At 36.6% G+C, this 11,911-nt stretch carries 13 protein-coding genes; 5 read left to right on the forward strand and 8 right to left on the reverse strand.

Annotation, left to right across the window (positions count from 1 at the left end; all coding sequences use genetic code 11):
* Positions 1-291 precede the first annotated feature (291 nt).
* Entirely contained in the window at positions 292-552 is a 261-nt protein-coding gene (locus tag ACRD67_RS08750; protein ID WP_430967157.1) for a transposase, read from the forward strand.
* A gap of 285 nt (positions 553-837) precedes the next feature.
* On the opposite strand, the gene ACRD67_RS08755 is transcribed toward ACRD67_RS08750, so the two are convergent.
* From ACRD67_RS08755 to ACRD67_RS08780, 6 genes are all read right to left on the reverse strand, one after another.
* Positions 838-1,350, reverse strand: coding sequence for a hypothetical protein (locus ACRD67_RS08755; RefSeq protein ID WP_430966752.1), 513 nt, complete (start codon positions 1,348-1,350; stop codon positions 838-840).
* Positions 1,351-1,496: 146 nt separating this feature from the next.
* The gene (locus ACRD67_RS08760; protein WP_430966753.1) at positions 1,497-2,294 is read right to left on the reverse strand and encodes a hypothetical protein; all 798 of its coding nucleotides are present in this window, start codon (positions 2,292-2,294) and stop codon (positions 1,497-1,499) included.
* Positions 2,295-2,567: 273 nt separating this feature from the next.
* Entirely contained in the window at positions 2,568-2,900 is a 333-nt protein-coding gene (locus ACRD67_RS08765) for a helix-turn-helix domain-containing protein (protein ID WP_430966754.1), read from the reverse strand.
* 10 nt (positions 2,901-2,910) lie between these two features.
* Positions 2,911-3,243, reverse strand: coding sequence for a type II toxin-antitoxin system RelE/ParE family toxin (locus ACRD67_RS08770; protein WP_430966755.1), 333 nt, complete (start codon positions 3,241-3,243; stop codon positions 2,911-2,913).
* A 219-nt stretch (positions 3,244-3,462) separates the two neighbouring features.
* Positions 3,463-4,086 carry an FMN-dependent NADH-azoreductase gene (locus tag ACRD67_RS08775; protein ID WP_430966756.1) on the reverse strand — a complete coding sequence of 208 codons (624 nt, stop codon included), beginning with the start codon at positions 4,084-4,086 and terminating at the stop codon, positions 3,463-3,465.
* 63 nt (positions 4,087-4,149) lie between these two features.
* Entirely contained in the window at positions 4,150-4,731 is a 582-nt protein-coding gene (locus ACRD67_RS08780; protein WP_430966757.1) for a Crp/Fnr family transcriptional regulator, read from the reverse strand.
* Between the two features lie 995 nt (positions 4,732-5,726).
* On the opposite strand from ACRD67_RS08780, the gene ACRD67_RS08785 reads away from it, so the two are divergent.
* Entirely contained in the window at positions 5,727-5,858 is a 132-nt protein-coding gene (locus ACRD67_RS08785; RefSeq protein WP_430966758.1) for a hypothetical protein, read from the forward strand.
* A 26-nt stretch (positions 5,859-5,884) separates the two neighbouring features.
* On the forward strand, positions 5,885-6,442 hold the full coding sequence (locus ACRD67_RS08790) for a hypothetical protein (RefSeq protein WP_430966759.1): 558 nt from the start codon (positions 5,885-5,887) through the stop codon (positions 6,440-6,442).
* A 242-nt stretch (positions 6,443-6,684) separates the two neighbouring features.
* On the opposite strand, the gene ACRD67_RS08795 is transcribed toward ACRD67_RS08790, so the two are convergent.
* Together ACRD67_RS08795 and ACRD67_RS08800 are read right to left on the reverse strand one after the other, a co-directional pair.
* Complete coding sequence (locus ACRD67_RS08795) at positions 6,685-7,368, reverse strand: LytR/AlgR family response regulator transcription factor (RefSeq protein ID WP_430966760.1); 684 nt, start codon at positions 7,366-7,368, stop codon at positions 6,685-6,687.
* On the reverse strand, positions 7,361-8,380 hold the full coding sequence (locus tag ACRD67_RS08800; protein WP_430966761.1) for a sensor histidine kinase: 1,020 nt from the start codon (positions 8,378-8,380) through the stop codon (positions 7,361-7,363). Before ACRD67_RS08800 ends, ACRD67_RS08795 begins: the two co-directional genes overlap by 8 nt.
* Positions 8,381-8,562: 182 nt before the next feature.
* On the opposite strand from ACRD67_RS08800, the gene ACRD67_RS08805 reads away from it, so the two are divergent.
* The gene (locus tag ACRD67_RS08805; protein ID WP_430966762.1) at positions 8,563-9,480 is read left to right on the forward strand and encodes a hypothetical protein; all 918 of its coding nucleotides are present in this window, start codon (positions 8,563-8,565) and stop codon (positions 9,478-9,480) included.
* 162 nt (positions 9,481-9,642) lie between these two features.
* A complete protein-coding gene (locus tag ACRD67_RS08810) occupies positions 9,643-11,640 on the forward strand; it encodes a serine hydrolase (protein WP_430966763.1) in 1,998 nt (665 codons plus the stop codon).
* The last annotated feature ends 271 nt before the right edge of the window (positions 11,641-11,911 follow it).

Raw genomic sequence — 11,911 nt, forward strand, 5'->3', positions numbered from 1 at the left:
CAATAAATGGTAGTTTTTTAAAATATTTCATTCAGTTGGTTTTTCTTAGCAATGAATGGAGTTTATGTCTTTTTCAAATTATTGCTAACGTGCTCGGCTATGATTTCGTTATTTTTTTTTGAACAGATTCATAATTGTTATCAATGTAGTTGATCAAAAATGCCGTTTGTTCTTTGCTTGCTTCAAGGTCTTTAAGAAATTCCCTTTCTTTATATCTTTTCAGAAATAATAGTCCACGAAACTTACCAGTGAAATCCTTTTCATTTATTTCAGTCCAAGTGAAACATTTGGCTGGCCCCAGGGGTATACCAGAGCGGGGACACCCACAAGGCCATGGGAATGAGCGTGCGGGCCCATCGATTGATCCGCTCCTATTTTGTAGAGGCTGCTTGGCAGGCCATCCGTGCGGATCCGGTCATGCAGGCCTATTACCGTAAACACTTGGGCAAGGACACCAAGAAGATCATCATAAAAGTGGCGCGGAAGCTGCTTTCAAGGGCCTTGGCGGTAATCAAAACAGAGACCCCGTATCAGATAGGGGTCGTTCAGTAAAAATCATGATAACAAAGCTCAAATACGAACAAAACCCGGACTATAAAACAATGTGGGTGGTCACGCCAAGGGCGTGGATCACATATTTATAGCAAGTGGCCAGGTTTTATAACCTACGATCATACAGATGCCGGTGACCCCGAGTACTCGGGGATCACATATAGGATGCCGAGCAAGTTATACGAAAACAAAAAAAGTGGTTTAAAGCAAAAAGAACATATTCGCTATCTTTGGGAAACTCCAGTAGTGCTTTTCATAGGAGGCATTGTTAGCAAACGTGTTTTTTTATTCTACTGGCCAATTTTTAATTATCTGTTTATCCTCACAATTTTCCATTCGGTCCATTAGTTCATTTTTGTCATAATACATTTTGAATCTTTCTGGCACAATTTTGTTTATAATTTCGATGGCAGGACTTAATTCATGGTGATAGTAATTGTTCAATTGTATTCGTTTTAAGGTGTCATTTTTTTTAAAGAGTAATACCTTAATATCCCCATCTGCAATACAGTCATTCGAATAATAGGCGCTTAACGAATCAATTCGTATTTGCGATAATTCTCTAATTTTATTCTTGGGCAATTCAGTGGTAGTAAAAATAATGCTATCCCTTTCGTTTTCTAATTCCCCTCTGTAAGTAATAGTCAAGCTATCGTTGGTAAGTCGATATAGGATAGAGTAGGCCATAGAATAATTGAAGTCGGCTACACTTAATTCGAATGGTTCAATCGGTTCATTTTTACACCCATTTGTTATAAGAGTGCACAATAAAAATGTCAATGCGATTGATCTTCTCATATGTTTGCTAACGGTCTCGTATAACCGTCAGTTACGGGTTAATATGCGTTAATTTTCGGTTGGGCACAGACTTTAGCAATTCCGAGTGGATTCGGACGCAGTCGAATCCGCCGTAATTGCGGTTATACATTGTTGGCAATAGTTTATTAGTCATTTATTAAGATATTAATCATTTCAGATATACATATATTAAGAGTGTCTAATCTTGATTTTAGTATATAAGATAAACTTACCTCTTCAGGATTAGAAAAGTTGGGTCGCATATTTTCCCCACCACCAAAAAAAATCATCCCGCTTTTGTTTAAGTTAAAGGTCAGGGCAGGAACATATTCATAATGGGAAATTTTATCACGAATTGATTTTCGATTACCACTAGACATTACAAATTCGAATTGTGAAGAAAACTTGTTGTGAGTTAAAATTAGTTCATCAGCAATTTTATCTCCACTAAAGTTTTCCAGAAACTTATCAAGTTTTCTAAATGAATGAAAATCGTTCTTAAATCTTGCAGAAATTGCTCTTGTAAGTAAATCTAAACATCTTCTATAAGCTAGTACAAAAGCTTGATATTCAAAGTCAATACGTTTGGTGTCGCCTAATTTAATAGAACTTTCGCCAATTAATTTCTTATAGTCAAACTTATCTATACTATCGATTAGTGCTTTTTCTAATTGTTCAATTCGCTCATAATGGTAGTTTACGCAACAAAAACTACTCCGAACATCAATCAAAATTCCGACTGCGAGACGACGATACCATATTTTTAGCTTTGGACTTTCGGGCCAATCGGCCAGTGATGTTGATTTATAGTTTTCAGTATATTTTCGAAATGAACTAAAAGATTGGGAATATTCGTCACTTAATTTTTGTCCAGTTATTTCATTGACTGAATTAAGAATTCCTTGTATTTCGGGGCTGTGAAAAATATTATTATGTTCTTTCAATAGGTTCTCTCTAAATTATTGCCAACGGTTCGGTTATGGCAAGTAGGGCAGGCAAGGAAACTTTTCGTTTCCGTCCGAACTATGAGCCAAAGCTTTTTGCCCGCCCGTACCGAAAAGGTACTCTCGGGCGGGTTTTGTAATTAGTTTTATTTTTTAACTGCCAAATCCAATCCCGATAGCCATCGGGATGACAGACTTTGCAAACACGCCCAAGCCTTTAAATTTGTCACTTTATGCCCTATTTGCTATAGGCATTGTTATCTTTAGTGCTTTCTACGCTACCTTGAATTCGGCATCGTTCATTTGTACGCTGAACTTTATGTTTGCTTTCAGTGCGTTAAAGACCTTTAAAATTGTTTCGATAGTTACGTTCTTGGCACTACGTTCCAATTTTGAAATCTGTGACTTTTGAACTCCGATCAATTCCCCAAGTTGTGTTTGGGTCAATTTCCTTTCTTTCCGAATCGACTTGATCATTTCGCCAAGAACCTCCATTCGCAGATCGAACTCGTACTTGTCGCGTTCCGCTGTTCCGATTTTTCCGATGTCCATGTCTTTCATTTGGTCAAGGGTCATCATTTTCATCTTTTTCTTTTTTGTAGCCATAATCTTGTTTTTATTGCTTGAAATATTCAGTCCGAATCTGTTTCGCTTTTTCGATTTCGGCTTTTGGAACCTTGTCCGTTTTCTTGACCATTCCATGAGTTGAAATCACAAGCGTTTCGGTTTTGCCCGTCCTGTCCCAGAATGCGAAAAGTCGGTATTGAAGTCCGCCGTACTTAGTCCTGAATTCCCAAATATCGTCCGTCAGTTTTTTGAACAGTTTTGGGTCAAGTCCAAGTTTTGCCTTGTCCAGATTATAGTAAATTTTCGCTTTGGCTTTTTTATCGACCTTGGCCATAAAGTCAATGGCCTGTTCAAGAAAAATGACTTCAAATCTTCTTTCCATTCGGTTTAAATGTCCTTTTAATAGACAAATATAAGAAAATAAGTTGAATTATATGGAAACTTTTAAAAATGGACAGCATTAAAGATAACGGTGAGTGTATGAGCAGTAGCGGATTTTTAGCTGCTACTTTTCGGTAAGAAATATACTTTAATAAAATGAAAAACGGTTCAAGTTTGCACTTAAACCGCTATTGCTTATACACGTTGTTGGCAACAGTTTTTAAATCTGTTCAATCCTTTGGTAGATTTTCTTTTTAGAGTTCTCAAATATTTCTCCACCAAACTCTTCATTATCCAATGAGATTATAGAAATGTCTTTTATTCCCATAATTCCGAAAACGAATTTCAAATAGGTTGTTTGAAAATTCATATGTTCGTTTTTCTCGCTTTCTCCATAACCTGTGTCGCCACGACTTGACAGAATGAACATTTTTTTGTTTTCAAGAATTCCAACATAATCTCCGTCAGGTTCTCCTGAACGGAATTTCCAAGTTTCGTTAATTCTCATAAGTTGGTCTATATAAGATTTTAGCCCGCTCGGTATTGACCAATTGTACATTGGCGTTCCTAAAACATAAATATTATGTTCCTTGAATTCCTTAACTAATTCATTGCTGAACTCAACCCCTGACTGGTTTTCTTTTGTCCTTTCACTTGGTTTGATAAATGCACTTGCAATCCATTTTTCATTTATGGGTGGAATTTCCTCCAGTCCAACTTCTCGGTGGGTAAAATTGTCGTTAGGATTTTTCTTTTTCCAATTCTCCTCAAAAAGTTGCGTTAGTTTTCGGCTATGGGATTTTTCATTTCTTACACTTGCGTTGATGATTAATACTTTGTTCATATTCCTAAATTTTGATTATGAGACAAAGTTCTGAATTGGGAAAGTGAAAAAAATTGATGTAGTTTAAGACGCTTTGATTTTTTTACGCATTCTGCTCAAAAATTCGGGAGTAATTCCTAAATAAGATGCAATTAGATAGTTGGGGACTTTCTCTGAAATTTTAGGGTAATTTTCTAAGAAATCCGAATATCGTTGTTCTGCATCAAGAATGTTATTTAAGATTATTCTCCGTTGTAAACTTCCAAGATAATTTTCGAGGATGATTCTAAAAAAGCGTTCAAGTTTTGGAACTTTTGTTAACATTTCTTGAAAAGAGTCATAACGGATTTGTATTAATTTAGTTTTTTCAATGGCTTGAATGTTATAAATCGAAGGCTTTTGTTTTTGAAAACTATCAATATCCGTTGCCCACCAATTTTCAATTGCAAAGTATAGGATTTCTTCCTTCCCTGTTTCGGGATTTATGTAAAAAGCTTTCAATGTTCCTTTAAGAACAAAATTATCCGTTCTGCAAGTCTCCCCGTTTCTCAATAGATAATCCCCTTTTTCAAGTATTTTTTCGGTCCAAAACGTTTCGATTAAATTTTCTTCTTCGGAGCTTAATTTAATATATTTTGAAATTGATTTGATTAGTTGCTCTTTCATTCAAATTGTTGCCAACAAATGTATATGATCATTGATCATATACCCATTATACGCCTAAGATAGCAAAACATCGAATTTCATGAAATATCTTGTTACGATAAAGATTGTTTTCACTCTACCTAAAAAGTACATAAAAACCACCGTTTTATTAAACCTCGTTTAAGTGCCATGTTTATCGGGCGCTCCGGGTTTACTTTGCCGTATCGATTAATTTGTTCAGGTCGACAGGTTTTTCTGAACTAGTTGATCATTAAAAGGGCGGGTTTTAAGGGTCAGTCGTGGCGAATGGATTTTTCTACTCAAAACGTTCCATTCGTGGTCTTTTTTAGTTGTCTCAGAAATTGTGGTTTTATGGGACACCAAACTCTTTAAATTTCGCGCTGCTATACTACATCCGAAATCTTCGTAAGACCCATAATTGATATGAATAAAAAGATGGACCCTTTACATTTTGGGGCTTTTATAAAGAGTTAATCGTTTAATGATGAATCGAAACCTTGTTTATTAGAAAACACCAAAATCAATACACGACCCGGTTAATTTGAAGAAAACAATTTGGAAAATCATATACTCAGGTTACAAGCTGATGTGAATTGTACATTTTAAAATATCAGATCGTACTTTTTAAATTGTCAGTTACAAATATCGCTTGAATGCGCTATTCCGGGAATTTCTTAGAATGAACTATAATCCTTCTTCAAAGCTTTAGTGACCTGCGGATAGCGGAGGAGGAGAGTAGGGGGGTGCCGAGTCCTCCGTTTTAACCCTTACCACAAAACCCCTCTTTTTCCCTCCAATTTTCCCACCTATTACCCTATATGCCCAGTTGTTACATAGGTTTTTCTTTCCTGTCATTTTATGTGCAGTTTTATGGGATAACAGGGCTTAGCTTGCCTGCTGGTTTACCTGCCTGCCGGCAGGCAGGCCCGCCGTGGAGGGTAGGCATGGCCAATGACTCGATACCATCTGGTAAGTTGGGTCAAGAATTTATGGATATGGAGCATACCGAGCAGTTCATTGGACAGTTGAACATTGTACCGCTATTGGCCGAACTTTGGCTGGGCTCCTTAGGCCCAGGTTGGGGAGGAAAGAAAACCGTGAGCTTCCAATATCGTAAAAGATGGTAGATTTACATGCATTAAAAAAGAAACCAATGATGGACAAGCATGCGTTTTTTACATTTTTACTGGTGATAGCCGTATCCGGAACCCTCTGGGCACAGCCCAAGACCGGGCAGTTCGTGAATATTTCTGTAGGTCTTGGTATTTCGGCCTATGATGAGGAGGTAGATTTTTCGGGCACGGGCTTCTATGTTCAGAGCGAATATGTGCATGCCCCCAAAAAATGGTTGGGCCTAAGGCCCTATATTGGTTTGATATTGACCTCTGGCGACGACAATACTGCGTTTCCCAATTCCGACGTATCCACAAATGCGTTGATGATCGGAGGAAAGACCCGTATCCTGGCTCCCATTCCCTGGGTGGCCCCGTATATTGAATTGGGCATCGGGACCTCCATAGGCTCCTTTAAAACCTTGACCCCCTTTACCAATATATCCAAAAGTGGTTTGGTGGCACATATCCCTTTTTCGATTGGACTTGCGGTGGGCAAGGATAATGGCGTTGATATCGCATTCACTTACTACTACCATCCCTCCATAGACCAGTTTGCCGGGGCTGCCGCCTTTGGCCTTTCCTTTAGGCTCGATTAAACTATTTCCGTTTTTTTGATAATCCCGATACGTTGAGGGTGCACGTCTGTGAAGAACACTCATTTTTTGGGCCCACGACATATCCTCCGGAGCTTGAATCTCCACTATAGCTTTAGCGACATGCGGATGGCGAAGGCGGGCACTCTTTTTCTGAGCCTATGACAAGACCTCCAGGCTATTTTCAGCATAGGAGGGAAGGAGGGGAGTGTGTGAAATGGGAATTAACTATTTTATTGTTTTACTTAAACTTCTAATTTTTCAAGAACAATAATCTTATACATAGCACTCACAGGTACTTTTTTATTTTCAATTAACAAATGTGTTCTGCTTGCTTTTGTTACTCTATCCAAATTGGCAATATATGATTTATGTGTGCGTTGGAAATTTTCAGATAATAATGTAGTGATATTAATAAGTGTTTCGGAAATCAGGTACATTCTTGAATCTGTAAAGATTTTCAAATAATTTCCAAAACTCTGAATATACAGAATTGATTTAAATGAAATATTAACAGGCATGCCGTCATGTTTTATTTGAAGTTCTTCACTTCCGCTATTTTTTTTGGACTGTTTAATTTTTGATGATGAAACCTTGTTTATTGCTTTCAAAAAACGTTCAATTTTTACGGGTTTCAATAAATAATCCACAACACCATAATCATAACTTTCCAAGGCATACTCAGAATAAGCAGTAGTTAAAATAACTTTCGGTGGTTTTATCATGGAACGCAAAATTTCCATGCCATTAAGTTCAGGCATTTCTATGTCCAGAAAGATGAGATCAAGGTCATTTTGCTGTGTGAAATTGATGAATTCAAGTGGATTTCCTGTACTAAAAACCAATTCAAAATTGTCAATTTTAGAACAATAATCCTCTAACACTTTTCGTGCAAGTATTTCATCGTCTACTATGCCAACTTTAATCATTGACCGCTTTTTTTAATTTTGAAACTGCTAAATCAATAGATAAATTTACATGATATTTTTCTTCTTTATCATCCATTTCCAATACGTGGGAATTAGGATATAATAGATTTAAACGTCTTCCCACATTTTCGAGGCCCAGTCCTGTTCTTTTCAATGAAGAAACTTTGTGGGGCTTTGAATTATCGACACAAAAGTGAAGAGTGGAGTTTTTTATAGTGGCAGAAATATCAATGGTACTCTGTTCATTCGTACTTTGGGCACCATGTTTAACCGCATTTTCAACAAATGGGATGAGCAACATCGGAGAAATCCTTAAGCCCGACGCGTCTCCGTCAATTAAAAATTCAATAGTACAACGTTTACTCAATCTTTTTTCTTCAAGCAATAAATAATTTTCTATAAACTCAAGCTCTTCTTTTAATAAAACGGTCTCTTTTTTAGAACTCTCCAATTGATACCTCATTAATTCTGAGAGCTGCATAACAAGGTCAGGAGTTTCTAACGATTGTTTCCGCGAAAGTGAATAAATACTATTTAAGGAATTGAATAAAAAATGTGGATTTACCTGTGCTTTTAAATAATTAAGCTCCATTTCTTTTTGTAATTTTTCTTTCTCGTCATTTTCTCTTCGAAACATTATATTTCTTCTTAAAAAAAATGCAGACATACCCGTTCCGGTAGTATAAATAAGAAAGAAAAAGAATTTGGAAATACCTAACCAACCATCCTTCCCATATCCCTTTAAATAAGAAACTAAAAATATGCTCCCCATGAGTAAGATGCCATATAAAAAATAGCGTCTCTTATCTAAAAAAAAAGGAATGAGAACAAAATGATTTATCCATATAACAGCCATAATAACAATGGCATAGCCAAGTCCCCATAAATAAAAAGAAAAAAGCGTATCATATCGATCTATGAATATCCACCCGCTCATTAGTTCAAGAATAAGCACCAATAAAAAGGCGCCTATGTTTATAAGGATGGTATTCTTTAATGACTTTTTAAGCATCAACTTTATGATCAAACGAACTAAAGGTACTATCTAAGAATTCAAATTGGTATAAATCTATGCATATGCGCTTTAAAAATGACGAAATGACTTTATCATTTAATTGTTGTGTTTATCCTATTAATGGACTTGGACATTGAATATACCATACATTTATTCAACATTTATAAATACCAAGAATTATGAAAAACAAAATTGGCCTTCTGCTTTTAGTACTTGTATTTACAATGTTTTTCAATTCATGCAATACTAAAAAAAATGAATCAAAAGACAGTGGTCCAACAACGATGGAAAACCCCTATTTTGGACAAAAACCACCAGGTTTAATTCCAGAAGTTTTTGCGCCTGGAATTGTTTCGATCAATGGAAGGAATGAATCGGGTATTTCGTTTTCTCCTGATTTGGACGAAGTATATTTTACGGTCAATAAAAAAGATGAAGAAACAGCTATCTATTTCTCAAAACGTAAAGGCAATAAATGGACTCCCGCTAAAAGGGCAAATTTTACCAATGGGAAAAAAAATGAGGAATTATATCCATTCGTTGGTCTTAATGACAAAAGGATTTACTTCACCGCTTTGGATTCTATTTTTTCGGATGAGAAAATTTGGTACGTAAACCGTTTAGAGGATTCCTGGAGTGATGCCATACAACTTGATTCACCTCTAAATGATGACCTGGTTTTTTATATTAATCAAGCTAAAAACGGAGATCTTTTTTATACCAATATATCAAAGCGAAAAATGTATTATGCACCCAACAGAAATGGTGAATTTCCCGAAGTACAGGAAGTTGAACTTGAATTTGGTCATCACGGGTTTATTTCCCCATCTCAAGAGTATTTGCTGGTATATACCCAAAATAAAGAAAATGAAAAAAGAAAAGACCACGATATCTACGTCTGCTTTAAGGAAAAAGACGGGACATGGACAAAACCAATTCGCTTTGGAAATGAAGTAAATTCTAATTTTAACGAAGGGTGCCCGAGTATCACGCCAGATGGCAAATATTTGTTTTTTACTAGATCTAACGACGAAGATGGGTTATCAAATTTGTATTGGGTGAGCACAACGATTATAGAAAAACTTAGACCCAAATAGGGAGGAACGTATAGAGGGCATTATGAAAATGGCAATGATTTACCACTTGAATGATGGGTGAGTAGACCTTTTTGGTAGGACAAAGTATTGCTTTGGGCCAGACGAAGCGCAGATACCATTTGGCGGGTCGGGATTATAAATTGCAAACACAAAGAAGAAAACATGAAAATTACCAAATTAATACTATTGACATTTGCTATAGCGCTAAACACTGCCTTTGCTCAAGAAAATAAAGTAAACGATAACACGCATACAGTAGATAAGTCTTATTTAGAATTGCCTCGAATACAAGTAATCCCTATAGAGGATACTAAAAATGACAGGCAATATGAACTGTATGTTAAACTTCCTGAAGGGTATTCGGAAAACAAGGATAAAAAATACCCTGTACTATATTTCACGGATGCTATGTGGCATATCGAAATACTATCTGCCTCCACAGAATACATGCTGGAAGACGTAATTCTAGTTGGAATTTCCTGGCAAAAAGACATAAATAAAGACCTGAAAAATGAAATGGGAGAGCATGTTAGTCGGTTCCGGGATTACAGCTTTCGACAATCAAATAAACCTGAAATTCAAACAAAATTTCAATTAGGGCAAGCTAATAAACATTTAGATTTTATCCGCAATGACGTAATTAAGTATGTTGAAAATATGTATCGAACTGACCCAAACAGTCTTACTTATTTCGGTTATTCAATGGGCGGAGAATTTGGTGCTTATATACTACTGTCCCAACCTGATACCTTTAACAATTACATTCTTGGCAGTCCATCGATCAAAAATGAAGTTGCCCATTTATCTGAACTTAATATGAAGTTTGGACCTTTCGAGGCGTCAAATAGAAACTCGAGTCTGAATGCCAATGTTTTCATTTCATATGGCTCATTGGAAGAAGAGATGGTTGAACCTATCGAGGAGTTTGTTAAATTATTAAATGATAGAAGAGATGACGGTTTGTCCGTTTTAAAAGAAGTGATCGATGGTAATCATGGCACTGCATTCCCTATGACAGCAGTGCGCAGTGTAGCTTGGTTGTCATCCTTAATGAGTCATGTTTCAAGCCATAACTATGAGGTCTCATTCTGGGAGATTCCACATCTTAACAATGCATATATCAGTCCAACACCAGAGGATAGAAAAGACGGTATATCAGTTGATACATTAGCGGTGAACAGTAATGACCAAAACGCAATCCTCAACCTTTCCCAAGATATTTTTGATGGCAAACATGGAAGCTATGATGCCTTACTCATTTCACACAAAAACAAACTGGTTTTTGAATCCTATTATAAAAAAGGTCGTATCAACTTACCTCATGGACAAGCATCAGCGGTAAAAGCGTATACCAGTTTGGTTTTGGGCAGAGCTATTCAAATGGGTTACCTTTCCATGGAAGATCTAAACAAACCTTTGATCAGTTTTCTAAAAGATGTCGATCCTGAAAAAACTACCAAAGGCGCCGAAAAAATTACACTTCATAAGGCATTGACCATGCACGGAGGATTGAATATAGATAGAGATAAATGGAAAGAAATTGAGAAAGATTCGGTTCAACTAAAAGGCCAGGGGCTGGTCCGGACGCTCCTTGAGCAAAGCGGACCTATTACCTCAGGGTCTCAGACGTATCTGTATGGTAATTTTAATCCAATGTTGGTGATGACGGTCATTGACGCAGTTGTCCCAGGAACGGCTGAGAACTTTATTAAAAGGGAGCTGCTTGACAAACTCGGCATTACAGAATATAAATGGTCAAATCATATTAGTGGTTTGCCAGAAGCAGGGTGGCGTGCAAGTATCATGTCTCGCGACATGCTCAAATTGGGTAATTTAGTTCTCAATAAGGGTAAATTAAATGGCGAGCAGCTTATTTCTGTAGAATATCTTGCCAAAGCCACTAGTGGCATTGTGAAACCTACTCAAGATTGGATGCCAAAAGACTATCGTTACGGTTATTTTTGGTATCAAACACTCGTAAAAGTAGATGATAAAAGTTATGATACCACATTTGCTTGGGGAGGCGGTGGACAACGTGTAATAGTGATAGACGAACTTGACTTAACCATTGTAATTTCTGGTCATGATGGTGAGGATGAAATAATGACTCAAATTTCTGAAATCATTATACCTGCGTTTTATCGAATACGCGATTTTTAATAGGAGCAAAAAGCTTAGCTTTTATTTTGGCGCTGGCAAGCGGCTGCAAATTATGTTTAAAATTCATGGCAGATAAAATTATCCTGTGGATGATTTTATCGGACGGCGAGATGATGAGGCTGCCTTTAAAGCTTCCAGCGTAATTACCTTGTGTAAAAGGTAAATTAAAATGTACAACTAGTTAATATTGAAGTTTTTTATAACTAAGTGATACAATGCTGAAATGTGGAAGTCGCGGTCGCAAGAAGTTACGATCAAAAGGAAGAGAAAT

The sequence above is a fragment of the Eudoraea algarum genome, from assembly GCF_050589645.1.
Taxonomy (GTDB): domain Bacteria; phylum Bacteroidota; class Bacteroidia; order Flavobacteriales; family Flavobacteriaceae; genus JBNGOQ01.

What these genes read in the sequence shown, in the direction of transcription:
- ACRD67_RS08755 (WP_430966752.1), bottom strand. Translation starts at nt 1,350, where the DNA reads ATGAGAAGATCAATCGCATTGACATTTTTATTGTGCACTCTTATAACA.
- ACRD67_RS08765 (WP_430966754.1), bottom strand. Translation starts at nt 2,900, where the DNA reads ATGGCTACAAAAAAGAAAAAGATGAAAATGATGACCCTTGACCAAATG.
- ACRD67_RS08770 (WP_430966755.1), bottom strand. Translation starts at nt 3,243, where the DNA reads ATGGAAAGAAGATTTGAAGTCATTTTTCTTGAACAGGCCATTGACTTT.
- ACRD67_RS08775 (WP_430966756.1), bottom strand. Translation starts at nt 4,086, where the DNA reads ATGAACAAAGTATTAATCATCAACGCAAGTGTAAGAAATGAAAAATCC.
- ACRD67_RS08780 (WP_430966757.1), bottom strand. Translation starts at nt 4,731, where the DNA reads ATGAAAGAGCAACTAATCAAATCAATTTCAAAATATATTAAATTAAGC.
- ACRD67_RS08785 (WP_430966758.1), top strand. Translation starts at nt 5,727, where the DNA reads ATGGAGCATACCGAGCAGTTCATTGGACAGTTGAACATTGTACCGCTA.
- ACRD67_RS08790 (WP_430966759.1), top strand. Translation starts at nt 5,885, where the DNA reads ATGATGGACAAGCATGCGTTTTTTACATTTTTACTGGTGATAGCCGTA.
- ACRD67_RS08795 (WP_430966760.1), bottom strand. Translation starts at nt 7,368, where the DNA reads ATGATTAAAGTTGGCATAGTAGACGATGAAATACTTGCACGAAAAGTG.
- ACRD67_RS08800 (WP_430966761.1), bottom strand. Translation starts at nt 8,380, where the DNA reads ATGCTTAAAAAGTCATTAAAGAATACCATCCTTATAAACATAGGCGCC.
- ACRD67_RS08805 (WP_430966762.1), top strand. Translation starts at nt 8,563, where the DNA reads ATGAAAAACAAAATTGGCCTTCTGCTTTTAGTACTTGTATTTACAATG.
- ACRD67_RS08810 (WP_430966763.1), top strand. Translation starts at nt 9,643, where the DNA reads ATGAAAATTACCAAATTAATACTATTGACATTTGCTATAGCGCTAAAC.